We start from the raw sequence: 25,747 nt of genomic DNA, 5'->3' as shown, positions 1-25,747 counted from the left end.
CGGCCCTCTCCGGCCTCCCGCAGGAGCAGGAGCCCCTGGCGGGCGCGCCGATCCCGGCCCGTGACCGTTCCTGAACAGAAAGGACGCCGCCCGCGCCGCCCGCGAGAACGCCGCCGAGCAGGGCCACCGTGACCCTGCTGGTCAATTCTGGACCGCTCGGGTGGGACGCCGGATCCCGCGGTGAGTGCCCGTCCGGAACGCTCGCCGCCCGCGGATCGTCGATTCCGTCGGCCGGGTTTCGGCCGGCCAGGTTTCGGTCGCGGGCCCGCCGGGCGGCGTGCCCGCAGGCGGTGGGCCGGCCGTCCAGGGTGCCTCGGCCGGTCCGGCTGGCGATCCGGGGTGTCTCGGGCCGGTCGGCTGGTGGTCAGGGGTGTCTCCGGCGCTCCGAGTGACCCGTGAACGCCAGCCGCGCCGAGAAAGCTGGCGCTCACGGGTCTCTCCAGCCCGCCGACACACCCCTCACCACCAGCCACCAAGATCAAACCTGCAGTTGATCATGAAAAGTCGATCAAGTCCGGCCATGCGGGGCCCACCCCGACCGGGGGAAACCCCCATCCCTAACGGAACAGTGGCACATAGCAGCGATCTTGGCCCGGGACCCTGTGGACAAACCCCGGCGGTGGATAACCCCCAACCCGGGCCATGACCGAGAACGCCCACCCCCGCGACCCCGCCGGCGACGACGATCCCGCCGGAATCGACCAGCGGGGTCACCCGTTCGCGCATGCCGGTGAATCCATGACCCATATGGGTGGATTCTATGCCATTTGCCACCCTATTGGTGATGATCAGCTTCAGGTCGTCCCGGTCGGCGCGAGCGATGAGACGGACCGTGCATGTCGGTCAATGCCTCGCGCCGGCCGCGAGCCCGAGCGCGGCCACGCCGAGGAACGGCACCGGGATCAGGTTGCGCGGGAGCCGTCGGCGGGGTCGTGACCTCGCCTTCTCCCGTTTGAACGTTAGGTAAGTCGGCGGCCCCGTCACACCGGCCCCCTCGACGGGGCCGTTAGTCTCCATTCCCAGCAGGTTAACCACGTGTGGCGGCACCGTCGTGACCCTGCGGTGCCAGCCGGCACCCCCTACCCGGGTATGACGACTTGAAGGAGTGACTGTGGCTCGCACCGTCCTGGTGACCGGCGGGAACCGTGGCATCGGCCTGGCGATCGCGCAGGCCTTCGCCAAGCAGGGCGACCGGGTGGCGGTCACCCACCGCGGTTCCGGCGCCCCCGACGGCCTGTTCGGCGTCCAGTGCGACATCACCGACGCGGAGTCCATCGACGCCGCCTTCACGTTCGTCGAGAACGAGCTCGGCCCGGTCGAGGTGGTGGTGGCGAACGCCGGCATCACCGACGACACGCTGCTGCTGCGGATGTCCGAGGAGCAGTTCGAGCGGGTCGTCGACACCAACCTCACCGGCTCGTTCCGGGTGGCGAAGCGGGCCAGCTCGAAGATGCTGCGGGCCAAGTGGGGCCGGTTGATCTTCATCTCGTCGGTGATCGGCCTGTACGGCGGACCCGGCCAGGTGAACTACGCCGCGTCGAAGGCGGGCCTGGTGGGCATGGCCCGTAGCATCACGCGGGAGCTGGGGAGCCGGAACATCACGGCGAACGTGGTGGCGCCCGGGTTCATCGAGACCGAGATGACCGCGGTCTTGCCGGAGTCGCGGAAGGCCGAGATCATCAAGGCCGTCCCGGCCGGTCGTCTCGCGAGCGCCGACGAAGTCGCCGCGGCAGTGACCTTCCTGGCGAGTGACGCGGCCGCCTACATCTCGGGCGCGATCATCCCGGTCGACGGCGGTCTCGGCATGGGGCATTGAGCCCCGCCGCGGGGCCTCCCGCGGAGCATTGAGTTCCCATTTTCAGGAGAGATTTGTGTCTGGACTGCTGGCCGGCAAACGGCTGCTCGTCACCGGCGTGATCACCGACGCGTCGATCGCGTTCTCGGTGGCGAAGGTGGCGCAGGAAAACGGCGCCACCGTGGTGCTCACCGGCTTCGGCCGGTTGTCGCTGGTGGAGCGGATCGCCAAGCGGCTGCCGGAGGCGGCTCCGGTCATCGAGCTGGACGTCACCAACCCGGAGCACCTCGCCGGGCTCGCCGACAAGGTGCGCGAGCACGTCGACGGCATCGACGGCGTGGTCCACTCGATCGGCTTCGCCCCGCAGAGCTGCCTCGGCGGCGGGTTCCTGGACGCGCCGTGGGAGGACGTCGCCCAGGCGCTGCACGTGTCGACGTACTCGTACAAGGCACTGGCGCAGGCGGCGCTGCCGCTGATGAGCCCGGGCGGCTCGATCGTCGGCCTGACCTTCGACGCGACCAAGGCGTACCCGGTCTACGACTGGATGGGCGTGGCCAAGGCCGGGCTGGAGTCCGCCAACCGCTACCTCGCCCTGCACCTGGGCAGCAAGGGCATCCGCAGCAACCTGGTCGCCGCCGGGCCGCTGCGCACCATGGCCGCCAAGTCGATCCCGGGCTTCGAGCAGTTCGAGGACGCCTGGTCGAACCGCGCGCCGCTGGGCTGGGACCTGGGCGACCCGGAGCCGACCGCGCGGGCCATCTGCGCGCTGCTCTCCGACTGGTTCCCGGCGACCAGCGGTGAGATGGTGCACGTCGACGGGGGTTACCACGCGCTCGGCGCCTAGCCGAATGGCAGGATGGGCGGGTGGTTTACGACGCGTTCGTCCTGCTCTCCTTCGGAGGGCCCGAGAAGCCCGATGACGTGATGCCGTTCCTGCGCAACGTGGTTCGCGGGCGCGGGGTACCGGACGAGCGCCTCGCCGAGGTGCGTGAGCACTACATGCACTTCGGCGGGGTCTCCCCGATCAACCAGCAGTGCCGTGACCTGCTGGCCGCCGTGGACGCGGAGTTCGCCGCGCACGGCGTGGACCTGCCCACGTACTGGGGCAACCGCAACTGGCACCCGATGCTCGCCGACACCGTGGCCCGGATGCGCGACGACGGCGTCGAGCACGCACTCGGCTTCGCGACCAGCGCGTACGGCGGCTACTCCTCCTGCAGGCAGTATTGGGAGGACATCGCCAAGGCCCGCGAGCACGTCGGGCCGAAGGCGCCGAGGATCAGCAAGCTGCGGCAGTTCCACGACCACCCCGGCTTCGTCGAGCCGCACATCGAGGCGGTGACCGCCGCGCTCGCGACCCTCGACCCGGAGCGCCGGGCGAGCACCCGGCTGGTCTTCACCGCGCACTCGATCCCGGTCGGCATGGCGAACACCGCCGGCCCGGCCGGCGGCCGGTACACGGGCCAGCTGGAGGAGACCGCCCGGCTGGTGCACGCCGCGGCCGCCGCCGACCTCGGCTACGACCTGGTCTGGCAGAGCCGCTCCGGCCCGCCGCACATCCCGTGGCTGGAACCGGACGTCAACGACCACCTGCGGATCCTCGCCGAGAAGGGCATCACCGACGTGGTGGTCAGCCCGATCGGCTTCGTCTCCGACCACCTCGAGGTGATCTGGGACCTGGACAACGAGGCGAAACAGACCGCCGCCGAGCTCGGTCTCGGGTACGCCCGGGCCGCCACCCCCGGCGTGCACCCGCGCTTCGTGACGATGGTCCGCGAACTGGTCGAGGAGCGGACCGGTGATCTTCCGCGCCGGAAGCTGGGTACGCTCCCGACCTGGGACGTGTGCCCCGCCGACTGCTGCACACCACCACCGCGCCGAGGAGCCTGACTATGAAGGACCGCAAGCCCATCGAGAGCTGGCTCACCGACATGGACGGCGTACTCGTCCACGAGGGCGAGCCGGTGCCCGGTGCGCCCGAGTTCGTCAACCGGATGAAGGCGTCCGGCAAGCCGTTCCTGATCCTCACCAACAACTCCATCTACACGCCGCGTGACCTGCAGGCCCGGCTCACCCGGATGGGCTTCGAGGTGGAGGAGCACTCCATCTGGACGGCGGCGCTGGCCACCGCGCAGTTCCTGGCCGATCAGCGGCCCGGTGGTACGGCGTACGTGATCGGCGAGGCCGGCCTGACCACCGCGATGCACGCGGCGGGCTACGTGCTGACCGAGTTCGAACCGGACTACGTGGTGCTCGGCGAGACCCGGACGTACAGCTTCGAGGCGATCACCAAGGCGATCCGGCTGATCAACGGCGGCGCCCGGTTCATCTGCACCAACCCGGACGCGACCGGCCCCTCCACCGAGGGCCTGCTCCCGGCGGCGGGCTCGGTCGCCGCGATGGTCTCCAAGGCGACCGGCGTGAAGCCGTACTTCGTCGGCAAGCCGAACCCGATGATGATGCGCTCGGCGCTGAACGCGATCGGCGCGCACAGCGAGACCACCGCGATGATCGGTGACCGGATGGACACCGACGTCCTCTGCGGCCTGGAGGCGGGCCTGGAGACGATCCTGGTGCTGACCGGCATCAGCAGCCGGATGGAGAGCGAGACGTACCCGTACCGGCCGTCCCGCATCGTCAACTCGGTGGCCGACCTGATCGACGAGATCTGATCGTTCTCAGCGGGCTGTCCGTGTGAGTAGCCACAGCACGGGCAGCCCGGCGTACGGGATCCGCAGTCGTAACACCCCACTCACCGCGCTCCGCGGTATCGGCGCCCGGTCCACGACGGCGTTGGCGTCCCCCTTGGTGATCAGCAGCCCATCCGCCCGGACCCGCGCGATCCGGTGCAGCAGCGCCCGCCGTGGCCGGTTCCGATCATGGAACCTGATCACGTCGCCGGGCCGCAGCTCGTCCGCCGGCACGGTGACCACGAGATCCCCGGGCCGCACTCCCGGCCGCATCGACCCGCTCGCCACCACGGAGAACCGCCAGCCGAACGCCACCGGCGTGATCATCCCGAGCAGCAGCAGGCCCACGAGCACCCTTCCGCGCACACCCTCCCGTTCGGTCGCGTCCACGGTCCGCTGAGCCGCTCTTGATAGCGTCGCTTCCGTGCTTACCGAGGTGATCGCGTCCGCGTGGGTCTGTGTCCGTGACCGCCGGGTCCTGGTGGTCCGCCCGGCGACGTCGGATGCCTTCTACCTCCCCGGCGGCAAGCCCGAGCCCGGCGAGACACACGCCGAGGCGGCCGCCCGCGAGACGATCGAGGAGGTGGGCATCCCGATCAACCCGGGATCTCTGACCCTCTTCCGTACGATCGAGGCCCCGGCCCACAACCGCCCACCCGGCACCCGCGTCCGCCTGATCTGCTTCACCGGCGGCCCCGAGATCGACGAGGAGACCCCGAAGGCGGCCAACGAGATCGCCGAACTCGCGTGGTTCACCACCGCCGACAGCGCCCGCTGCGCCCCCGCCATCCGCCTCCTCCTCGACGAGCTCAACCGAGCCGCACTCATCGACTAGTTTGAGTTTTGACGTGCGGCGGGGTGGCGTCGACCTCGCCGCACGTGAAAACTCAGGCTAGGGTGCGCCCCGGTAGAGCTGGTCCACTCCGATGAGCTGGATGCCGGGGTCGGCAGCCGCGGTCGCTCGCAGCTCCTCGGTGAAGCCCGCCCCGCTGAACATCAGGAGGCGGCATTCGCCGGCCCGGGTGCCCCGGCGCTCCTGGATCAGCTCACGGATCCGGGCCAGGCGGCGCAGATGCCCGGCGCCCATGACGTCGTTCCACGTGGCCTCGCCGATGCCGAGCAGGACCTCTCGCCCGTCGTCGGCCCGCCCGAACGCGGCGACGTCGACCTCGTGTGACGTCCGCGCCTCTCGGTCCGCGACGGTGCCGGCCGCTACCCGGTGCGGGTAGTCGCCGAACGTCTCCGGGCCGGCGGTCCACCGTGCCCACTGACGGCAGATCGTCTCGAAGTGTGGCCCGACCACCTTGCTGAGGAACGTCGCCCGTATCCGTGGCCACACCTGGGCCGCCCGCCCCGCCCGTTCCAGGTCGCCCCAGACCGGGCGCATCACCGCGTGGTAGAAGGTGAGCAGCGGCTCCGCGATCCGGTACGCGCTGCGGTTCTGCCGGAACGCGTCGTCCTCCCGCGTGATCAGCCCGACGTCCTCCAGGACCCGCAGCGGATGGTTGAGGTCGGACGCCTGCCGCCCGAGGTATCCCGCGATGCCGCCGCGCTGGCTGTTCCCGTCCGCGATCGCCGCCAGCACCGAGTGGTACAGCGCGGGATCCCGGAGATCGGGTTCCTCGGCGAGCAGATAGCGGGCCTCCCGGAACAGCGGGCGTGCCGGGTTGAGCACCGCCCGGATCACCCAGGAATCGAAGTCGTCCGGCCCGGACGGCGCGTCGCCCTGAGTGAACTCGTTCCGGTAGGCCGGAGTGCCCCCGACGATCGCATTGGTCAGTACCGCGGTCCGCGGATCGGCGATGGCCCAGAACCGGGCCGCATGCTGATAGTCGAGGGTCGGCACCACCAGCTCCAGCCCGGCACGTCCGCGCAACGGCGCCGTGCCGGAGAGCAGCCCGCCCATGAAGGACAGCGCGGATCCGCAGAGCAGCAGGCGGACCTGCGAGTTGCCGCGCTGGGCGGACGGCTCGAGCGCCTTCTGGATGATCGAGGGGAGGGCGGGGCTGACCCTGGCCAGGAACGGGAACTCGTCGATGACCACCGGCAGCGGCCCGTACTTACCGAAGTTCGGAGAACCAGCGGTCGGCGACCTCGGTGTGCAGGCTGAAGCCGAGCTCGGCCGGCCCGGTCAGGACGGCGAGCTCCAGGGCCTCGCCGTCGATCGGCTCCTCCGGGACCGCGATCGGGGCCGGGATCGCCGGGAGCAGGCCGAAGACCAGCAGGGTGCCGTCCTCGGCGCTCAGCGTGTCGAAGAGGCGTACCCGGGCAGGGTCGGCGATCAGGCCGGTCTCCTCGCGCAGCTCGCGCGTGGTCGCGGCCTGCCACGTCTCGCCCAGCTCGATGAAACCGCCCGGCAGGGCCAGGGTGCCCTCGGCCGGTGGGATCGCCCGGCGGACCGCCAGCAGGCCGTCGCCGACCGGCTGCAGGGCCACCGCGACCGGGGTGGGATTGCGGTACGTCGTCTCCCCGCAGGCGCCGCAGCGCCGCGGCCACTCCTGGCCGGCGGTGAAGCGCGCCCCGCAGTACGTGCAGTGCGCCTGCTGCCCCGCCATCAGGCCGCGCCTCGCCGGGCCGGGGCGGCCTGATGGGTCGCGCCCCGCCGGGCCGGCGCGAGCGAGCGGGCCGTCACGGCCGGAGCGGGGAGTTGCACGCGGCGACCAGCGCCTGGCGGCACGCGGCGGTGAGCGGGCGCAGGGCCTCGTCGCGCTGCTGGGCCTCGTAGCCGTTGACCGCGCCGCCCGGCGCGTTCGTCTCGGCGAGCGCCAGCACCTGGTCGAGCACGCTGGCCCGGGCGAAGAGGCGGCGCGAGCGCGGGTCGAAGCCGGGTGGCAGCGTGGGCGTGCCCTCGGGGCGGCGCAGGGCCTGGAGCGCGCCGGCCAGCTCGGGCTTCCACTGGGCGACGTCCAGCTTGGTCAGCCGCGCGGTGGCCTCGCCGAGCGCCGCGGTCAGCTCGGCCTCGGCCTCGGCGGCGCCGATCTGGAAGACCGGACGGTGCTCCGGCGCGGGCAGCACCCGCCAGACCACCGTCTCGAACTCCACACCGGAGCCCGAGGTGTGCCGCCGGACGTCGGGCACCACGCCGAAGTCGGGTGTCATCACCGCTTCGCCGGCCAGCAGCGCCGCACCGGTCAGCTCGCCGGGGCCGGGCAGCCCGCGTGGGTCGCCGGGCGCCGGGAGGACCAGCCGGATCTCGTCCGGGTGCAGCTTGGCGAAGACCGGTAGTCCCTGGGGGAGTGGGACGTCGGTCCAGGTGCCGGGAGCGTCGGCGACGAGGTGCTCCTCGTCCCCGGCGATCTCGTCGGCCAGCTCGTCGAAGGGCACGAGGCCGGCACGCCAGGCACGCACCCAGGCGACGAACCGGGTGGAGCGGCGGGCGGTGCGGGTGGCCGCATCTGCTGCGGGTGACATGCGAGCAAGGGTACGTGCCATCCCGGAACCTTGTCTCGACTCGGAGCGTCACCCGGGCGTGTCCGAAAGTACGGGTTACCGTGCGGGTCATGTATGGGGAGGACGTGATGTCCGGCAACTGGCGCCGGCGAAAGGTGATCCCGGAGGTCGACGCCGAGACGGATCTGGTGGTCGAGGACGCCGATTCGGGGTTCTGTGGCGCGGTGGTCGGCTTCGAGCTCGGCGCGGTGGTGCTGGAGGACCGGCACGGCAGGCGGCGCAACTTCCCGCTCACCCCGGCCGCGTTCCTGCTCGACGGCAAGCCCGTCACGCTGCGCAGACCGGCGGCGCAGGCGGCTCCCGCGCAGCGCCGGATCACCGCCTCCGGATCGATCGCGGTCGCGGGCGTCCCGGCGCGGGTGGCCGAGGCGAGCCGGATCTGGGTCGAGGGCATCCACGACGCCGCGCTGGTCGAGCGCATCTGGGGCGACGACCTGCGCGTCGAGGGCGTGGTGGTCGAGCCGCTCAACGGCATCGACGACCTCGTCGGCGAGGTGCGGAACTTCCGGCCCGGCCCCCGGCGACGGCTCGGCGTGCTCGTCGACCACCTGGTCCCCGGCTCCAAGGAGAGCCGGATCGTGTCCGGGATCACCCACCCCGACGTGATGATCACCGGACATCCGTACATCGACATCTGGCAGGCGGTGAAGCCCGCCCGGATCGGCCTGCGCGAGTGGCCGGTGATCCCTCCCGGTCGTCCGTGGAAGGAGGGCGTCTGCGCGGCGGTCGGCGTCCGCGAGCCCGCCGATCTCTGGCGCCGCATCCTGGCCTCGGTGAACTCCTACAAGGACGTCGAGACCCCGCTGATCAACTCGATGGAGCGCCTGATCGATTTCGTCACGGTTCTGGACGACGAAGCAGGGGACTGAAGGCGCGACCCAGGCGGGCCGCGGCCTCGGCGAGGCGGTCCGGCGGGTGCGCCGCGTATCCCAGCACCAGACCGGAGGGTCCCGCTTCCTGCCGGTGCAGGCCGAGTGCTTGCAGACGTACGCCGTGAGCCGCGGCCGTGGCCGCTAAAAAGGTGTCCGGGATCTCCTCGTCGAAGGTCACCAGCACGTGCAACCCGGCCGCGATCCCGGTCACCCGGGCCTGGGGCAGGTGTTCCCGGAGCGCCGCGAGCAGCGCGTCCCGCCGTCGCCGCTGCCGTCCGCGCACCGCCCGCAGGTGCCGCTCGTAGTCCCCGTTCGCCAGCAGCTCGGCCAGCACCAGCTGCGGCAGCCCGGGATTCCCCAGGTCGGCCGCGTGCTTGGCGGCCAGCAACGGGGCCTGGAGGCCACGCGGGGCGATCAGCCACCCGAGCCGCATCCCGGGGGCCAGGGACTTCGACACGCTCCCGAGGTACGCCACCCGCTCCGGCGCCGAGCCCTGCAGCGCGGCCACCGGCGCCCGGTCGTACCGGTGCTCCGCGTCGTAGTCGTCCTCGACGATCAGCCCGTCCCAGCTCAGGAGCGCCCGCCGCCGCTCCGGCGAGAGCACCACCCCGGTCGGGAACTGGTGCGCCGGGGTGATCAGCACGGCCCGCAGCGGGTCCAGCAGGTCGGCGCGCAGCCCCTGTTCGTCGACCGGTACGCCCGGCGTCCGCATCCCCCAGAAGGCGAGCTGGTCCCGGGCGCCGAGCGACCCCGGATCCTCCACGCCGATCTCCTCGACACCCTCCGCGCGCAGCACCTGGGCGAGCAGCGCCAGCCCCTGGGCCACCCCGGCGCAGACGATCACGTCGTCCGGCTCGGCGCGCACGCCCCGGACCCGCCCCAGCCACGCGACCAGCTCGGCCCGCAGCCGTGGACTCCCGCCCGGGTCGCCGTACCCCAGCTCGCTCCCGGTGACCCGGCCCAGCACCGCGCGTTCCGCCCGCAGCCAGGCCGCCCGGGGGAACGCCGAGAGGTCCGGTACGCCCGGCGAGAGGTCCAGGTCGATCGTGTCGTCCGGGGCCAGCGGCAGCCGCCCCACGCCGAGCGTGATCCGCCGGTCCCGGCTCCGCGTCCCCGGCGTGCCCACCGGGCGCCGCTCGACCATGCTGCCCGCCCCGGTCCGCGCGGTGACCAGCCCCTCGTCGGCGAGTCGCTGGTACGCCTGGACCACCACGCCGCGCGAGACGCCCAGCTCCCCGGCGAGCACCCGGGTGGGTGGCAGCCCGGCGCCCGGTGTCAGCCGCCCGGTCGCGATCGCGTCGCGCAACGCGGCGGTCAGCCACGCGGTCAGCCCCTTGGCGGGTGCCCCGGCCACGCGCAGTTGCAGGAAGTCGGAGATTGGTCCTCTCCTTCGCATGAGGATTGGTACTCGAACCGGACCATAACCCGGGCGAGCATCGAGGCGTGAAAGCTCTCCCGATCGCCGCCGGTGCCCTCGGCATGGTCTTCGTCGGCGGCAGCGTCGCCGTCTCCGGTCATCTCACCGCCGCACCGCTCAGCACGATCCAGGCCCTCCGGTACGCCCTCGCCTGCCTCCTGCTGGTCGCCTACGCCCGCTGGTGTCGTACCCCGGTAAGGGTTGCGAAAGGCACGGAGTGGGCCTGGCTCGCGGCGGTCACCGGCAGCGGCCTGCTGCTCTTCAACTACGCCCTGGTCAAGGGCGCCGCGCACGCCGAACCCGCCGTCCTCGGGGTGGCCGTCGCCTGCGTGCCGATCCTGCTCGCGCTCGGCGGGCCGCTGCTGGAGGGACACGGGCCGGCGCCGCGCGTGGTCGCCGCCGCGATCGTGGTCACCGCCGGCGCCGCGCTGGTCCAGGGCCTGGGCCGGACCGACGCGACCGGCCTGTTCTGGGCGGCCGTCACCTTCGCCTGCGAGGCCTGCTTCACGCTGTTCGCCGTCCCGGTGCTGCGCACGCACGGCCCGCTCGGCGTCTCGGTGCACACCACCGGCCTGGCCGCCGCCGGGTTCGGCCTGCTCGGCGTGGTCCTCGACGGTCCCGCCGCGGTCACCCGGCTCACCGCCGGCGAGCTGATCGCCGGCGTCTACCTCGCGGTCGGGGTGACCGCGTGCGCGTTCCTGCTCTGGTACACCTGCGTCACCCGCCTCGGCGCCGGGCGCGCGGGCCTGCTCACCGGCGTGGCCCCGGTCTCCGCGGCCCTCACCGGCGTGCTGCTCGGCGGTCCGTTCCCGGCCGCACCGGTCTGGCTGGGCATCGGCACGGTCGCGGGCGGCCTGGCTCTCGGCCTGACCGCCCGCGACCGCGTTCACGCCGCCGAACCGGCTCAGGCGGCCGGCGCGGCACCCCGCAGGTAGCCGGCCACCTTGGTCAACTCGTCCGCCTGCGACACGTAGTCCAGCCCGGCCGAGTCGTACGGCTGCAGCTGCCCGGCCTTCGCCGCCGGCAGCGCCGCGAACGTCGGCTGCTTGAGCAGCTCGTCCTTCCGGTACCCGGAGGTGATGTAGAGGATCAGGTCACCGTCGATCTTGCCGGCGTTCTCCCAGCTGTAGTTCCCCCAGTAGAAGCCCTCCGGCGCCGGCGTGAAGAAGTCGACGCCGAGGTCGCGGTAGAGCCGCAGCGCCGGGTCGTCGGCCACCTTCGCCACGCTGATCCCGTCCGCGTCGGCATAGAGCACGGTGGTCTGCACGCCCGCCGTCTTCGCCTCGGCCGCCGCGGCCTGGAGATCGGTCTTCGCCGCGGTGTAGGTCTTCTCCGCCGCCGCGACCCTGTCGGCCGGTGCGCCGAGCGCGGTGGCCAGCTCGGTGGTCCGCTGGATCACCTTCGCGCCGTCGCCACCCATGTAGATGGTCACCACCGGCGCGATCTTCTCGATCTGGGTCTGCTGGGTGAGGTCCTTGAAGCCGTAGTCGGGCTGGGTCTTGTCGATCGTGCCCTTGCTGTCGGTCGGGTAGACGTGCGCCACGATCAGGTCCGGGGCGGCGCCGGTCAGCTTCTCCACGTCGATCTCGCCGTACGTCGCGCCGACCTCGGTGACGCCCGAGACGTCCAGGCCGGTGAAGCGGGTGTCGTCCTTGATGGACGAGTATCCGAACGAGGCGACCGGCGTGATGCCGTACCGCATCAGCGACGCGAGCACGTCGTTGAGCCCGGCGATCCGGGTCGGCCGCTGGTCCAGGGTGATCGTCTTGCCGAGGTCGTCGGTGAACGACCAGGGCCCGGTGGAGGCGGCGGCCCCGGCGGCGTCGCCGGAGGAGGCCGAGCAGCCGGTCAGGGCCAGGGCCGCGGCGGTCAGCAGGGCGGGCAGGAATCGTCTCTTCATGGGGGCTCTCTCTGCGCGGGTCATTCTTCGGGTACGACGAGGGGCGTGCCGGTCACCGGATCCGGCACCACGCGCGCGTGCAGATCGAACGCACCGAGCAGCACGTCCGGGGTGAGTACGTCCTCCGGCGCGCCGTCCGCCACGATCGCGCCCCGGTGCAGCACGACGAGCCGGTCCGAGTAGCGCGCCGCGAGCGAGAGGTCGTGCAGGACCATCACCACGGTGCTGCCGGAGTCGCGGTTGATCCGGCGTACCAGGCGCAGCACCGAGAGCTGGTGGGTCAGGTCGAGGAAGGTGGTCGGCTCGTCCAGCAGCAGGATCCCGGCCTCCTGGGCGACCACCAGCGCGATCCAGACCCGCTGGCGCTGCCCGCCGGAGAGCGCGGCGACGTCCCGGTCGGCCACCTCGGTGAGCCCGGTCGCGGCCAGTGCCCGGCCGACCACCGCGGCGTCCTCGGCGGACCAGGGGCGCGCCCAGGTCTGGTGCGGGTTCCGGCCGCGCATCACCAGCTCGCGGACGCTGATCCCGGCCGGCGCGGAGGGGCTCTGCGGCAGGATCGCGAGCCGCCGGGCCACCTGCTTGGTGCCGATCGAGCCGATCGTGGCGCCCTCCAGCAGGACCGTGCCCGCGGTCGGTCTGAGGATCCGGCCGAGCGTCTTGAGCAGCGTGGACTTGCCGCTGCCGTTGGCGCCGACGAACGTGGTCACCCGTCCGGCCTCGACGCTGAGGTCCAGGCCGTCGAGGACGACGTGGCCGTCGTACGCGACCCGGATGCCGCGCGCCTCCAGGGCGGGGACGGTGGTGGCCGTCGTCACGAGATCAGCTCCCTACGGTGTCGGATCAGCAGCCAGATCAGGTACGGCGCGCCCACCACCGTGGTGAGCAGCCCGACCGGGACCGTCCAGGGGAAGACCGTCCGGCCGCACAGGTCGGCGGCGGTCACCAGAGCGCCGCCGAGCAGCCCGGAGAGCAGGATCGGTGGCCGTGACGCCCGGGTCAGCCGGAGCGCGATCTGCGGCACCACGAAGGCGACGAAACCGACCGGCCCGGCGGCGGCCACCGAGGCGCCGGTGAGCACCACGGCGACCGCGATCACCAGCAGCCGGTGCCGCTGGACGCCGAGCCCGAGCCCGGTGGCGGTCTCCTCGCCGAGCTGGGCGACGCCGAGCGGGGCGGAGCAGGCGACCGCGAGCGGCAGACCGATCGCGGTGACCCCGAGCAGCGGCCGGAGCGCGTCCCACGAGGTGCCGCTGAGGCTGCCGACCAGCCACGCGGTGGCCTGCGCGGCGTCCGAGATCTGCGCCCGGACGAGCAGGTAGCTGGTGACCGCGGTGAGCACCGAGCCGACGCCGATGCCGACCAGGATCAGCCGGTAGCTCTCCACGCCGCCGCGCCAGCCCAGCCCGTAGACCAGCGCCGAGGCGAGCAGGGCGCCGGTGATCGCGGCGACCGGGATGCCGCGGCCGAGCACGGCGCTGGTGACCGCGTACGTGCCACCGCCCAGGATGATCGCGCCGACCGCGCCGGCCGAGGCGCCCGCGGTCACCCCGAGTACGTCCGGGGTGGCGAGCGGGTTCCGGGTGAAGGTCTGGGTCAGCGCACCGGCCACCCCGAGGCAGAGGCCGACCAGCACGCCGGTGAGCACCCGGGGCATCCGCAGGTCCATCACGATCAGCTGCTGCGCGGGCGTCCCGTTTCCGGCGAGCGTCCGGACCACGTCGACCGGCCCGATCGGCACGCTCCCGATCCCGATGCCGAACACGGTGAGCGCCAGCAGGACCACGAGCGCGGTCACCGTGATCGCCAGCACCCGGGGCCGGAACCGGACCCCGACCGGCCCGACCCGGACGCCCTCCCGGACGGCGGTCACGACGCCACCAGCGACCGGCGGCCCGTTCTTCGTGGCGCTCACGACGCCACCAGCGACCGGCGGTCCGTTCTTCGTGGCGCTCACAATGCCACCAGCGAGCGGCGGCGGGCGACCGCCACGAAGAACGGGCCGCCGAGCACGGCCAGAACGATGCCCACCTGGACCTCCCCGAAGCCGCCGATCACCCGGCCCACCACGTCCGCGCCGAGCACGAGACCGATCCCGATCAGCACCGAGGCGGGCAGCAGGAACCGGTGACCGGCGCCGACCAGCGGCCGGGCCAGATGCGGCACCACCAGCCCGACGAAGCCGATCGGCCCGGCCGCCGCGGTCGCCGCCGCGGTGAGCAGCGTGATCGCGGCGAGGCCGGTGATCCGGGCCAGCACCACGTTCTCGCCGAGGCCCTGCGCCATCTCGGCGCCGAGCGCGAGGTTGTCCAGTGCCCGGATGTTGAGCGCGGCGAGCACCAGACCGGCGATCGCGAACGGCAGCACCGAGTACGCCACGTCGAGCTGCCGCCCGGAGAGCGAGCCGACCACCCAGAGCCGGTACGCCTCCAGCGCGTTCCGGTCGGAGAGCACGAAGAACGAGGTGAGCGCGTCGAGCAGGGCGGAGACCGCGGCACCGGCGAGGGCCAGCGGCACCGGGCTGGCGGCCTCGCTCCCCGCGGCCGTCACGCCGAACACCGCCACGCTCGCGGCCAGCGCCCCGATCAGCGCGAACACCACGTCGAGGCTGCTGTTCCGGACGCCGAACGCGTACACACCGACCACCACGGCCAGCCCGGCACCGGCCGAGACGCCGAAGATGCCCGGGTCGGCCAGCGGGTTGCGGGTGTGCCCCTGCATCAGCGCGCCCGCCACGCCGAGGCACGCACCGACCAGCACGCCGAGCGCGGTCCGCGGAACCCGGACACCGAAGACGATCGCGTGCAGCTCGGCGGTGGCCGCCCCGGGTCGCAGCAGCGTGCCGGTCACCTCGGCGAGGGTGACCCCGCTGCTGCCGAAGACCAGGCTCGCGACCACGGCGAGCAGGGCCAGGACCGCCAGCAGCCCCAGCACGCCGAGTCTGCGCACGGTCAGCGATCTCGATGGCACGTGGTTAGCTTAGGCTAACCTCACATATCGACCAAGCCCGTCCCCACCCCGCCGCTCGCCCCCACCCTGCAGCTGCGGCAGGCAGCGAGTGCGAGGATCTCGGGTTCGCTGCTCGCCGGAGCCGCGGGCCGCACCCGACATCGCATCGACCCTGGCCACGCGCTCCGCGACAATCCGTGATCTTCGACCGACGGGCGGGGCCGCTGTGGGCGGGGCGCTGTGGGGCGGTCCGATTTCACGATCATGGTTGGCCGGGGCGGCGGGAGTCCCCGATCGCTGATCGAGTCGTTCTGGCGCCCCGCTGGCGGCTGCGCAAGCACACGATCGCGGATCGTGTCCACCTACCGCCCCTTCTCCCGGTTGATCGTGTGCGCCTGCTGTCCGTCCCGTGCTGCCTGTGTACGCCTGCCGCCCGTCCCGTGCTGCCTGTGTACGCCCGCTGCCCGTCCCGTGCAGTTCGTGCGCGTGCGCCGCCCCGGGGCGGCCGAGCCGTTTCGCCGCAGGGCGGGTGACCCGGGCCGATGTGGCGCCAGGCGAGGGCTGGCGCCCCCCGGCGGGCCCAGCGCATCTTTTTCGAAGCATCACGCCTGATGCATCGAACGTGATGCATCGAACGTGATGCATCGAACGTGATGCATCGGATTTGATGCATCGGATCGGATGCATCAGGCGTGATGCATCAGGCCAGATGGGATGGGTCCCGGCTGTAGACGAATGTGGCGATGTCGAGTCGGTCCACGTCGCCGTCTCCGGTGCGGAGCACGCTCAGTACCTCGCCCTCGTTGTTGCCCTCGGTGCCGCGCCACCGGTCCGGGCCCTCGCGGACGAACCGGGTGCGGTGTCCGGGAGCGGTCATCAGGAGGGCGTCCTCGCAGGGGGAGGGGGCGAGTGTGAACTCACGGCCCATCCACCACCAGCGCCCGCAGAGCTCCGCCGTCTCGCCCGTCGGCGCCGTCGGTGCGTGCCAGGCCCGTACCGGGGTCGGCTCGGAGTCCAGCACCGTGGTCAGTGACCGCAGGCTGATGTCCTTGATCCCGGCCTCGCCGGCGGCCATCCCGTACGCGTTGGCGAAGACCACCACCCCGAAGCGGCTGCGCCGGTGCACCGCGATGTGTGCGACGTAGCCGGGCATCGAGCCGCCGTGGCCCACGTAGACCCGCTCGCCGGCCCGGAAGAGCTGCGGACCGAGCCCGTGCCCCACGGTCCACGACTCCGGGTCGGCGAGGACCGCCGGGGTGCACATCTCGTCCACGGTCTCGCGGGCCAGCACGGTCGGCGCCGGGTCGGTGAGGAAGCCGGCCCACGTCGCCATGTCGGTCGCCGTCGACCAGAGCTGTCCGGCCGGTGCCATCGCGCCGGTGTCCGGGCGGGGCTCCTCGTGCAGCGCGTCGTCGAGTGCGTGTACCACGTAGCCGCGGGCGAACGGCTCGACCGGGTGGTAGCTGGTCCGCTTCATGCCCAGTGGGTCGAGTACCCGCTTGCCGGCCAGCTCCGTCCAGCTCTGCCCGGTGACCCGCGTCAGCACCGCACCGAGCAGGCCGTACGCCAGGTTCGAGTAGCGAAAGCGGCGGAAGGGTGCGCCGTGCAGTTTCTCGTACGTCAAGCCGGAAAGAAGTTGATCTATGTCGCCGCCGCGCGTGCGCTCCCACCAGGGGCCGTCGGGCTCGCGCTGCAGGCCGGAGACGTGCGCGAGCAGCTGGCGCAGCGTCACCCCGCCGATCGGGGTGCCCGGCAGGTGGCGGTCGAGCGGGTCGTCGAGGTCGAGGAACCCCTCGTCGCGCAGCTGCATCACCAGGGTCGCGGTGATCGTCTTGGTGATCGAGCCGATCCGGTACTGGGTCGTCGGGTCCGGCGGGGGCTGTTCGCCGGCGGCCGCGAAGTGGAGCACCGCACGGTCCCGGACCACGGCCAGCGCGAGCGACGGCACCCGCCCGGCGGACTGTGCCCTCGCGGCGATCTCCTCGATCCGTCTGACGGTCTCCGGAAGCAGCGACACGGGCGGGTCCTCCTCTGGGTTCGACTGATGGGTCCGACTGTCTGAGCGCGATTCGGGTATGCCGGGTCCGGCGCATCGCCGGGGGTGCGCGGACGTGACACGATCGATGGTGTGGAAGCCCTGCTCTGGATCGTCCTCGCCGTCGCCCTGGCGATCGGTGAGGCCTTCACCGCGACCATACTCATCATCTTCTTCGCGGCCGGGGCGGCCGCGGCGGCCCTCTCCGCCGCGCTGGGCGCCCCACTGCTCCTTCAGGTCATCGTCTTCGCTCTGGTCTCGGGCGTGTCGGTGGCCGCGATCCGCCCGGTGATCGTCCGGCACGCCCGTTCCGCGCTCGACGCGGGCGAGACGCCGTTCGGCATCGAGGCGATGGAGGGCGCGCACGGCACCGTCCTCGACGAGGTCGGCGTCGACCGCGGCACCGTCAAGATCGACGGGGAGATCTGGCAGGCCCGCTCGTTCGACGGCAAGGAGACCTTCCCGGTCGGGGACCGTGTCCGGGTGGTCAAGGTGCGCGGCGCCACCGTCCTGGTCTGGCACGACGACCTGCCCGACGTCTGAAGAATCACCGGAACCAGCCATATAGGAAGGCACCATGGAAGCTGTCATCGCTGTCCTGGTCATAGTCATCGCCATCTTCGCGGTGACCACGATCGTCCGTTCCATCCGGATCGTCCCGCAGCAGCGGATGGATGTCGTGGAGCGCCTCGGCAAGTACAAGCGGACCCTGAGTCCGGGGCTGAACCTGCTGGTCCCGTTCGTCGACGCGGTCCGCACCAAGGTCGACATGCGCGAGCAGGTGGTCTCCTTCCCGCCGCAGCCGGTGATCACCTCGGACAACCTGGTCGTCTCGATCGACACGGTGCTCTACTTCAAGGTCGTCGATCCGGTACGCGCGACGTACGAGATCTCCAACTTCCTCCAGGCGATCGAGCAGCTCACCGTCACCACGCTGCGTAACGTGATCGGCTCGCTCGACCTGGAACGCGCCCTCACCAGCCGGGACCAGATCAACAAACACCTCTCCAGCGTGCTCGACGAGACCACCGGCCGCTGGGGTATCAAGGTGACCCGCGTCGAGATCAAGGCGATCGAGCCGCCGCCCAGCATCCGTGACTCGATGGAGAAGCAGATGCGTGCCGAGCGGGAGCGTCGCGCCACCATCCTCAACGCCGAGGGCCACAAGCAGGCCGCGATCCTCACCGCCGAGGGCGAGAAGCAGTCGCAGGTGCTGCGCGCCGACGGTGACCGGCAGGCTCGCATCCTCCAGGCCGAGGGCCAGGCCAAGGCGATCCGTACCGTCTTCGACGCCATCCACCAGGCCAACCCGTCGCAGAAGGTGCTGGCGTACCAGTACCTCCAGTCGCTCCCGCAGATCGCCAACGGCACCGCGAACAAGGTCTGGATCGTCCCGACCGAGCTGACCAAGGCCCTGGAGGGGCTGGGCGGTGCCCTCGGCGGCCTGGCCAACATGGTCGGCGACACCCCGTCCACCCAGGTCGACTCCGGTGCCGTCGAGCGCGAGGCGGTCGCCGCGGCCGAGGCCGCCGCGGCCGAGGCCGAGGCCGTCCACGCCTCGGTCCGGGAGGCGGAGGTCCAGGCCGCCGGCGCACCGGCCGAGGCGCCGTCCGCCCTGCCCGCGCCGGACGCCATTCCGCCCGCCGAGGCGCTGGGCAGCGCCGACTACCACCCGGACGACCAGCCCGAGCGCTCCTGACGCTCCGGAACGGCGGGACCGGCCCCCGGCGGGCCGGTCCCGCTTCCTGATTTCTGGGATACGCCGCACTGACCTGCGGGTCTTTGGCAGAGTCGACCAAGGATTCCGACCGGTGCCCCCGGCCGCTCGGCTTGTTGCCCCTGCGAACGAGGCGGAGCCATGAGCATCAGCCAACATCAGACGGCGAGTGGTCGCCCGCTGCGGGTCGCCCCCGCCTGGGTGGGCGCGCCGACCCAGGCCGCACCGGACGGTCACCTCCTTCCGGTACGCGACGCGGTCTGGATATGGTCCGTCCGCCGTTTCGCCCGGCTCGCGCTCTGGGCCCTGCCCGCCGCCGCCGTCCTCTACGGCTGGTTCACCCTCGGTGTGCAGGTCCCGCCCGGCCCGCTGCCGGTCGGCCTGCTCGCCGGCTGGCTCGCCACCATCTCGCTGATCGCCCTCGCGGGCCTGCTCGCCGGCTCCCGGACCCGCCGGTGCGCCCTGCTCGGCCTGCTCACCGCCCTGGCCGGCGCGATCGTGCTGCTGCCGCTCGCCGCCCTGCCCGACGGCGGCGCCCACGACGCGATCACGCTCACCCCGGCCCAGATCGACATGCTGGTCACGGTCGGCTGCGCGGCCGGCGCGACCGGTGTCCTCCTGCTCGGCTGGGCCGTCTTCCGGTCCCGGCTGGTCAACCCGGCCGACGGCATCCTGTTGATGCTCGCCGCGATCGCGATCGGCGCCGGTACCCATGCGGTCAAGCCGATCCCCACGGTCGGCGCCCTGCTGCTGCTCGCCGCGGGCATGGGCCTCGCCTGGACCGGCGGCCGGCTCCTCCCGCGCTCCTGACCCACCACTCGCCGTCGCCCCACCCGGCGTGTGACGTTCGGCCGTCCGCGCGCCGGAGGTCGTCACACCGCGTGCCGGGCGGCTGGTGTGGGAGCGCGGAATCCCCGCGTGGCGTGCCCGGCGGGATGCGGGCGGGCGGCGCTCGGCAGAATGCTGGGGTGCCAGCGTTCAGTATCGACAGCCCCGACGACCCGCGGATCGGGGACTACCGCGCCCTCACCGACGTGGAGCTCCGTACCAAGTGGGAACCGCCGAACGGGCTGTTCATCGCCGAGGGGGAGCTGGTCATCCAGCGGGCCCTGCGCGCCGGCTACCGGATGCGGTCCGCGCTCGTCGACGTGAAGCGGGTCGACCAGCTGACCGGGCTGCCGCCGGACGCGCCTCTCTACACCGCGCCGGCGCCGGTGCTGGAGTCGATCACCGGGTTCCACGTGCACCGCGGGATCCTCGGCTCCTTCCACCGGCGGACCCTGCCCACGCTCCCGGAGCTCCTCGCGTCGTCACGGCGCCTCGCCGTGCTCGAGGGCCTGAACACCCACACGAACCTCGGCGCCCTGTTCCGCAGCGCGGCGGCTCTCGGCTTCGACGCCGTGGTCCTCTCGCCGACCTGCGCCGACCCGCTCTACCGCCGCGCGGTGCGCGTCAGCATGGGCGAGGTCTTCGCCATCCCGTACGCGAAGAGCGACGACTGGCCGGCGACCCTCGCCGCGATCAAGGCCGCCGGATTCACGCTGCTCGCGATGACCCCGGCCCCGGACGCCGTCGACCTGCGCCGGCTGACCACGCCGCAGCGCGAGCGGCCGGCGCTGCTGCTCGGCGCGGAGGGCCCCGGCCTCACCCGCGCGGCGCTTGCGGCCAGCGACGTCCGCGTGGCCATCCCGATGCACAACGACGTGGACTCCCTGAACGTCGCCACGGCCGCCGCGGTCGCCTTCTACGAGTTGGGCCGCTGACCCCACCGATGGTCGCCGACTGGGTGCCGGGGGCGGTCGGGGTGCGTCAAGATGGGGGTCGGGGGCGAAGACTCGGGGGTGTCAGTGACGACCGGTTCGGGATCGGACCCGCATCTGCTGGGGCTGCTGCGGGCGATCCGGCTGCGCCAGAGTGCCCCCGACGCCGCCGCGGCCGGGGCCGCCGATGTGGCCGCGGCGCTCTCCGAACCCCCGGTGGGGAAGGACCGGGCGGGACAGACCGGGCCGGGGACGGAAGCGCCGGGGAACGAGCAGGACCGACCGAGGAACGAGCCACCCGTGACGGACGCGACTGCCGAGGGGGCGGGGGAGCCGGAGAAGGCCCCACCCGTACCGGAAAAAGGTCCGACTGCCTTCTGGGTCCGCGCCGCCGCGGCCGCACCCGGGCCCATCGAGGCGTCACGGCCCGTGCCGCCACCGCCGCCGGCCGGGGCGCCGGGGCAGGGCGCGACCTCCGAGCTGCTCTGGCGGGGTGACCAGGGCGCGGCGCTGGGGCGGGCCGGCCTGGAACCCGGCACACGACGGACCCCGGCGGCCGGGGGGAAACCCGCGCGACCGGTCGCGCGAACCTCCTGGGGCGACCGGGTCAACCCGGTGGCGGGCACCAACCCGGCGGGCCCGGCCATCCCGGTGCCCACCGTGCCGCGGATCCCCGGCATCCGCCCGATCGGGTCGCCCGGTACGGAGTTCCCGCCGATCTCCCAGCAGGTCAGCCCGGGGCACGGCCCCCGGCGGGCCCCCAGCGTCTCCCCGGCCGGGGCCCCCGGCGTCTCCCCGACCAGGGTCCCCGGGAAGGACGGCATGGACCCGGGGGACGACGCGGCCCTGCTCGTCACCCAGCGGCTGCTCAGCACCAGCCTGACCTTCGCCGGCGGCACCGGGGAGGTCGCCGACCGGCTCTGGGTGGCGCTGCTCCAGGCCCAGCCCGACCTGCTCGCGGTGCTGCCCGGCACCGAGGCCACCCAGCGGCGGCAGCTGGCCCGGGCGCTGGCCTGGCTGGTGCACACGTTCGACCAGCCGCCGGCCATGGTCGCCGGGTGCGGGCAGTTCGGCGCGGCGCTGGCCGAGTGCGGCGTGCAGTGGAACCAGCTGCAGCTGGTCGGCGCGGCACTCGCCGAGGCGATGCGGGCCGGGATGCCGCCCGGCGTGTGGCGGCAGGACTTCGACGAGGCGTGGCGCTGGACGTGGAAGCACACGTACGAGTGGCTGGTGCACGGCGGCACGCTGATCGCCTACCAGCCGACCGTCTGGCAGGCCGAGGTGGTCGCGCACGAACAGCGGCGGCCGGACCTCGCGGTCGTCCGGATACGACCGTTCCTGCCCATGCCGTACCGTCCCGGGCAGTTCACCCGGATCGAGGTGCCGCAGGTGCCCGGCGTCTGGCGGCCGTACTCGATCGGCTGCGCGCCGCACCAGGACGACGTCATCGAGCTGCACGTCCGGGCGAAGACCGACACCGGGGTGAGCGGCACGCTGGTCCACCACACGCGCGAGGGCGACCGGGTCCGGCTGACCCGCGCCGAGGGCGAGATGGGCGTGCCCACCGACCGGAGTCCGATGCTGATGATCGCCCAGGACACCGGGGTGGCGCCGATGAAGGCGATGCTCGCGGACCTGGCGAACCGGAAGGACAACCGGTCGGCGGTGCTGTTCTGGGGCGCGCGCACCCGCAACGAGCTCTACGACATCGCGGCGGTCGGCGAGGTCGCCGCGATGGCGCCCCGGGTGACGGTCGTGCCGGTCATCTCCGAAGGGCCGGCCGGGCCGTACGCGTCCGGTCTGGTCACCGACGCGGTGGCCGCCTACGGGGAGTGGTCCCGGCACGAGGTCTACCTGGCCGGGCCGCCCCTGATGCTGGCCGCGACGGTGTCGGCGCTGCGGGACATCGGCGTCCCTAGCGTCCGGATCCACCACGATCCGGCGGACTGACCGCGTACCCCGGGATCGACGGCCAGCGCACGGTCAGCACCACGGCGTCCTCGGCGGCGAACCACGAGTGATCGACCCCGCGCCCCCACACCACGTAGTCGCCCTGCTTGTCGAGCACGACGGTCCGCTCGGGAAACTCCATGTGAAAACAACCGCTTATGAGTACGAGCAGAGTGGTCCGGTCCTCACCGCGCACCCACTCCGCGCGGCGCTCGCCCCGGGGGTGGCGACCCCACTTGATCTCCACGTCGGTGCTGTGCCGGGGATCGCCCTCCGGCCGGAAGTGCCCCAGCAGCCAGCCGCGGTCCGCCATCGCGTCCGGATCGGCGTTCCCGACGTAGATCCGCCCGCCGGTCACGAGGCGCTCCCCGGACGGGCCGGTCGTCGCCGTCACGCGCCGGCCACGGCATCGTCGAGCAGCTTCCGGTACGCGGGCGGGATGTGGTTCGCGCCGCCCGGCGTGAAGACCGCGCTGTGGGAGGCGTCGTCCCAGGCCGAGGCGGGCACCGCCGCGCGCAGCGCCACCAGCACCGGGGCGCCGTCGGTCAGCATCGAGAGCGCGACCAGGCACTCCTCGGCCTCGCCGACGCACTCGAACGGCTTGTGCGCGTCCACCCCGAGCAGCTCCAGGAAGCCGGGCACCTGCGCCTCGTCGGCGAACAGGTCGGCGCCGAAGATCCGGGCCAGGCGTTCCCGGGGCATGTGCGGGGCCATCGCCAGGTAGACGAACCGGCACTTCGGGCAGTCCCCGCACCAGCGCGCCGTACGGTCATGGATCTTGAAAGCCTTGTTACAGCTCGTCACCACATCGTCATACGCTGAGTGACCGGCGAAGAGCTGGGCGATGTGCAGCTCGGAGAGCGGCCGCAGCAGCGAGAAGTACGGGTCGACCAGGCCGGTGTGCGTCGTGACCGCGGTACGCAGCAGCCCCTCGGCGACCACGCCCTTGGACCACTGGTGGTTGACCTCGTGACCGTTCCAGATCAGATTCGGGTCGGAGGCGGACCGCTCGTTCGACATCACCACCGGGCCGAGACCGTGCCAGACCGCGGTGGCGATCGCGATCAGCGAGTTGATCGCGGTCACCGGGATGTGCCCGTTCAGCGCGCCGGCCCGGTTCAACTCGAAGAGCCGCGGGTCCAGCCGGCGGCGGGCGGCGAGGGCCGGCAGCCCGGAGGCGGCGTTCACGTTCTCGATCACCGGGTTCGGGTTCACCGAGAACGGCACCGGGTCCAGCCCGGCGGCGCGCAGGATCTCCAGCGTGACGATCGAGTCCTTGCCGCCGCCGACCGCGGAGAGCGGCCGCCCGGTGACCTCGACCGGCTCGGCGGCGGGGATCACCCCCGGGGTCTCGACGCTCAGCTCCAGCACGTGCGGCAGCCGATTGCGGTACGCGTACTCGGCCAGCCCGTCGGTGTAGACCGCGGTGAACCACGCGGCGACGGCGGGGGCCACCGGGTACGGCGTGACGACCCGGGGCGGGGCGCCGACCTTGTAGTAGCTGACCCCGGCGACGACGTGCAGCAACTCGAGGACCCGGTCCAGCGTGCCCGGGACCTCGGCGGTGTCCGGCACCGGCAGCGTGATGGTCTCGGTGAAGTGGAGCGGTTCCGGGCCGTCCAGCACGTAGTCGAACGTGGCGACCCCGGTCGCGGGGTCGAACGCGTACGAGGGGAAGCGCATGACGTCGAACTGCACCCGGGAACTCCTGTCATTCGGTCGAGGGGCAATATTAGTCCGACCTGACGAAGACGGGACTGGGGGAGACGACGTGCGCCTGGCAGACCTGCGTGGCCGTTCGGTGGCGGTCTGGGGGACCGGCCGGGAGGGCCGCGCCGCGGTGACGGCGATCGCCCCGCACGAGCCGTCCCGCCTGATCGCGGTCAACGACAGCCCGAACTTCCTGAGCGTGCCGTGGAGCGACGACCTGGCCCCGCTGGCCGGCGGCGAGCACGCGTTCGCGGCCCTGGCCAGCGCGGACGTGGTGGTCCGGTCGCCCGGTATCCCGTCCACCCACCCGTACATGACCTCACTGCGGGAACGGGGGGTCCCGGTCACCGGCGGCAGCGCGCTCTGGATGGCGGACCACGCGGCGAAGACCGTCGGCGTCACCGGCAGCAAGGGCAAGAGCACGACGTCCAGCCTTGTCAGCCACCTGCTGGCGGCGGTGGGACGGCCCAACGCGTACGGCGGGAACATCGGGGTGCCGCTGCTCGACCTGCCCGCGGCCGACCTCTACGTGCTGGAGCTCTCCAGCTACCAGTGCGCCGACCTGACCGACTCGCCCCGGGTGGCGGTGGTCACCTCGCTCTTCCCGGAGCACCTCGACGCGCACGGTGGCGAGCGGGAGTACTACCGCGACAAGCTCAACCTGATCCGTCACAGTCCGGAATTGATCGTGGTGAACGGCGCCGACGAGCGGCTGCTCGGCGAGATCGGCGACGTGCCGGGCCCGGTCTCCGCCGGTGCGCCGGACTCCCGTTTCCGGGTCGAGTCCGGCATGCTCGTCCGGGACGGCGAGGAGCTCTTCCCGCGCGAGATGCTGCAGCTCAAGGGGCGGCACAACGAGCGCAACCTCTGCGTGGCGCTCGCCGTGCTGGACGGGATGGGCGTCGACGTGGTGGCGGAGCGCTCGGCCCTGGGCGCCGCGACCCGCGCGTTCCAGGCCCTGCCGCACCGGCTCACCGAGATCGAGGACCCGTCCGGCGTGACGTTCGTCGACGACACCCTCTCCACGTCGCCGTACGCCACCATGCACGCGATCGACGCCTACGACAGCCGCCCGCTGACCGTCCTCGTCGGCGGCACCGACCGCGGCCTCGACTACTCTCCGTTGCGGGACTTCCTCGCCGAGCGTGAACTCACCGTGATCGGCATGCCGGACAGTGGCCCGCGCATCCTCGCCGAGTTGGCCGAGCTCCCCAAGGTGCGCACCGAGTCCGCCACCGACCTGGCCGACGCCGTCCGCCTGGCCCGCATCGTGACCCCGCCCGGCGGTGTCGTCCTGCTCTCGCCGGGCGCTCCCAGCTACGGCCGCTTCCGCAACTTCGAGCATCGCTCCGAGGCCTTCACCCAGGCCATCCGCGAAACCCGATAACCCACGCCACCCGGCTACACCAGGCCACCCGGCTACACCAGGCCACCCGGCTACACCAGGCCACCCGGCTACACCAGGCCACCCGGCTACACCAGGCCACCCGGCTACACCACGCCAC

At 72.6% G+C, this 25,747-nt stretch carries 25 protein-coding genes; 13 read left to right on the top strand and 12 right to left on the bottom strand.

All coding sequences use genetic code 11. The features are described 5' to 3' along the window. Nucleotides 1-1,111 precede the first annotated feature (1,111 nt). Genes fabG through AB0M08_RS43715 form a run of 4 tightly spaced genes read left to right on the top strand, consistent with a single transcriptional unit; the run spans nt 1,112 to nt 4,467 of the window. On the top strand, nt 1,112-1,816 hold the full coding sequence (gene fabG, locus AB0M08_RS43730) for a 3-oxoacyl-ACP reductase FabG (protein WP_364507070.1): 705 nt from the start codon (nt 1,112-1,114) through the stop codon (nt 1,814-1,816). A 55-nt stretch (nt 1,817-1,871) separates the two neighbouring features. After that, nucleotides 1,872-2,639: an enoyl-ACP reductase FabI gene (fabI, locus tag AB0M08_RS43725; protein WP_364507068.1), complete on the top strand. Its 768-nt coding sequence runs from the start codon at nt 1,872-1,874 to the stop codon at nt 2,637-2,639. Between the two features lie 20 nt (nt 2,640-2,659). Next, entirely contained in the window at nt 2,660-3,685 is a 1,026-nt protein-coding gene (locus AB0M08_RS43720) for a ferrochelatase (RefSeq protein WP_364507065.1), read from the top strand. A gap of 2 nt (nt 3,686-3,687) precedes the next feature. Then, nucleotides 3,688-4,467, top strand: a complete 780-nt coding sequence (locus AB0M08_RS43715) for an HAD-IIA family hydrolase (protein ID WP_364507062.1) — start codon at nt 3,688-3,690, stop codon at nt 4,465-4,467. Nucleotides 4,468-4,473: 6 nt separating this feature from the next. Here AB0M08_RS43715 and AB0M08_RS43710 read toward each other — a convergent pair whose 3' ends face one another. Beyond that, a complete protein-coding gene (locus AB0M08_RS43710; protein WP_364507059.1) occupies nt 4,474-4,875 on the bottom strand; it encodes a signal peptidase I in 402 nt (133 codons plus the stop codon). A 34-nt stretch (nt 4,876-4,909) separates the two neighbouring features. Here AB0M08_RS43710 and AB0M08_RS43705 point away from each other — a divergent pair, with 34 nt between their 5' ends. Beyond that, a complete protein-coding gene (locus AB0M08_RS43705) occupies nt 4,910-5,320 on the top strand; it encodes an NUDIX domain-containing protein (RefSeq protein WP_364507056.1) in 411 nt (136 codons plus the stop codon). A 57-nt stretch (nt 5,321-5,377) separates the two neighbouring features. On the opposite strand, the gene AB0M08_RS43700 is transcribed toward AB0M08_RS43705, so the two are convergent. The 3 genes from AB0M08_RS43700 to AB0M08_RS43690 form a co-directional block, all read right to left on the bottom strand. Continuing rightward, on the bottom strand, nt 5,378-6,529 hold the full coding sequence (locus AB0M08_RS43700; RefSeq protein WP_364507053.1) for an ATP-binding protein: 1,152 nt from the start codon (nt 6,527-6,529) through the stop codon (nt 5,378-5,380). A 16-nt stretch (nt 6,530-6,545) separates the two neighbouring features. Then, on the bottom strand, nt 6,546-7,040 hold the full coding sequence (locus AB0M08_RS43695) for an NUDIX domain-containing protein (protein WP_364507051.1): 495 nt from the start codon (nt 7,038-7,040) through the stop codon (nt 6,546-6,548). Nucleotides 7,041-7,113: 73 nt separating this feature from the next. Beyond that, the gene (locus tag AB0M08_RS43690) at nt 7,114-7,896 is read right to left on the bottom strand and encodes a hypothetical protein (protein WP_364507049.1); all 783 of its coding nucleotides are present in this window, start codon (nt 7,894-7,896) and stop codon (nt 7,114-7,116) included. Between the two features lie 89 nt (nt 7,897-7,985). On the opposite strand from AB0M08_RS43690, the gene AB0M08_RS43685 reads away from it, so the two are divergent. Continuing rightward, a complete protein-coding gene (locus AB0M08_RS43685; protein ID WP_364507046.1) occupies nt 7,986-8,804 on the top strand; it encodes a DUF3097 domain-containing protein in 819 nt (272 codons plus the stop codon). Here the strand turns inward: AB0M08_RS43685 and AB0M08_RS43680 are convergent. Then, complete coding sequence (locus tag AB0M08_RS43680) at nt 8,773-10,203, bottom strand: PLP-dependent aminotransferase family protein (protein WP_364507044.1); 1,431 nt, start codon at nt 10,201-10,203, stop codon at nt 8,773-8,775. The two genes, AB0M08_RS43685 and AB0M08_RS43680, sit on opposite strands and share 32 nt — an antisense overlap. Nucleotides 10,204-10,250: 47 nt before the next feature. Here AB0M08_RS43680 and AB0M08_RS43675 point away from each other — a divergent pair, with 47 nt between their 5' ends. Continuing rightward, on the top strand, nt 10,251-11,159 hold the full coding sequence (locus AB0M08_RS43675; protein ID WP_364507041.1) for a DMT family transporter: 909 nt from the start codon (nt 10,251-10,253) through the stop codon (nt 11,157-11,159). On the opposite strand, the gene AB0M08_RS43670 is transcribed toward AB0M08_RS43675, so the two are convergent. From AB0M08_RS43670 to AB0M08_RS43650, 5 genes are all read right to left on the bottom strand, one after another. Then, entirely contained in the window at nt 11,129-12,124 is a 996-nt protein-coding gene (locus AB0M08_RS43670; protein WP_364507038.1) for an ABC transporter substrate-binding protein, read from the bottom strand. The genes AB0M08_RS43675 and AB0M08_RS43670 overlap by 31 nt on opposite strands. Nucleotides 12,125-12,144: 20 nt before the next feature. Beyond that, the gene (locus AB0M08_RS43665) at nt 12,145-12,939 is read right to left on the bottom strand and encodes an ABC transporter ATP-binding protein (protein WP_364507035.1); all 795 of its coding nucleotides are present in this window, start codon (nt 12,937-12,939) and stop codon (nt 12,145-12,147) included. Beyond that, nucleotides 12,936-14,036 (bottom strand): iron ABC transporter permease, encoded by a 1,101-nt coding sequence (locus tag AB0M08_RS43660; RefSeq protein ID WP_364507032.1) that lies wholly within the window; start codon nt 14,034-14,036, stop codon nt 12,936-12,938. Before AB0M08_RS43660 ends, AB0M08_RS43665 begins: the two co-directional genes overlap by 4 nt. A gap of 38 nt (nt 14,037-14,074) precedes the next feature. Then, on the bottom strand, nt 14,075-15,091 hold the full coding sequence (locus AB0M08_RS43655) for an iron ABC transporter permease (RefSeq protein ID WP_364507029.1): 1,017 nt from the start codon (nt 15,089-15,091) through the stop codon (nt 14,075-14,077). Nucleotides 15,092-15,770: 679 nt separating this feature from the next. Then, nucleotides 15,771-17,087 (bottom strand): serine hydrolase domain-containing protein, encoded by a 1,317-nt coding sequence (locus AB0M08_RS43650; RefSeq protein WP_364507027.1) that lies wholly within the window; start codon nt 17,085-17,087, stop codon nt 15,771-15,773. A 111-nt stretch (nt 17,088-17,198) separates the two neighbouring features. Here AB0M08_RS43650 and AB0M08_RS43645 point away from each other — a divergent pair, with 111 nt between their 5' ends. The 5 genes from AB0M08_RS43645 (at nt 17,199) to AB0M08_RS43625 (ending at nt 22,532) form a co-directional block, all read left to right on the top strand. After that, entirely contained in the window at nt 17,199-17,648 is a 450-nt protein-coding gene (locus tag AB0M08_RS43645; protein WP_364507024.1) for an NfeD family protein, read from the top strand. A gap of 34 nt (nt 17,649-17,682) precedes the next feature. Continuing rightward, nucleotides 17,683-18,804 (top strand): SPFH domain-containing protein, encoded by a 1,122-nt coding sequence (locus AB0M08_RS43640; RefSeq protein WP_364507022.1) that lies wholly within the window; start codon nt 17,683-17,685, stop codon nt 18,802-18,804. A 159-nt stretch (nt 18,805-18,963) separates the two neighbouring features. Then, on the top strand, nt 18,964-19,632 hold the full coding sequence (locus tag AB0M08_RS43635; RefSeq protein ID WP_364507019.1) for a hypothetical protein: 669 nt from the start codon (nt 18,964-18,966) through the stop codon (nt 19,630-19,632). Between the two features lie 125 nt (nt 19,633-19,757). After that, nucleotides 19,758-20,585, top strand: a complete 828-nt coding sequence (locus AB0M08_RS43630; RefSeq protein ID WP_364507076.1) for an RNA methyltransferase — start codon at nt 19,758-19,760, stop codon at nt 20,583-20,585. Nucleotides 20,586-20,669: 84 nt separating this feature from the next. Continuing rightward, nucleotides 20,670-22,532 (top strand): flavohemoprotein, encoded by a 1,863-nt coding sequence (locus tag AB0M08_RS43625; RefSeq protein WP_364507016.1) that lies wholly within the window; start codon nt 20,670-20,672, stop codon nt 22,530-22,532. Here the strand turns inward: AB0M08_RS43625 and AB0M08_RS43620 are convergent. Further along, nucleotides 22,498-22,845, bottom strand: coding sequence for a signal peptidase I (locus AB0M08_RS43620; RefSeq protein ID WP_364507074.1), 348 nt, complete (start codon nt 22,843-22,845; stop codon nt 22,498-22,500). The two genes, AB0M08_RS43625 and AB0M08_RS43620, sit on opposite strands and share 35 nt — an antisense overlap. Nucleotides 22,846-22,922: 77 nt before the next feature. After that, a complete protein-coding gene (locus tag AB0M08_RS43615; protein WP_364507072.1) occupies nt 22,923-24,215 on the bottom strand; it encodes a hypothetical protein in 1,293 nt (430 codons plus the stop codon). 88 nt (nt 24,216-24,303) lie between these two features. Between AB0M08_RS43615 and murD the strand changes: the two genes are divergently transcribed. After that, a complete protein-coding gene (gene murD, locus AB0M08_RS43610) occupies nt 24,304-25,629 on the top strand; it encodes a UDP-N-acetylmuramoyl-L-alanine--D-glutamate ligase (RefSeq protein WP_364507014.1) in 1,326 nt (441 codons plus the stop codon). Nucleotides 25,630-25,747 lie beyond the last annotated feature (118 nt).

Source organism: Actinoplanes sp. NPDC051851 (assembly GCF_040681165.1).
GTDB lineage: Bacteria > Actinomycetota > Actinomycetes > Mycobacteriales > Micromonosporaceae > Actinoplanes.
The sequence above is the reverse complement of the archived record's forward strand: the minus strand, read 5'-3'. Positions and strand labels throughout refer to the sequence as shown.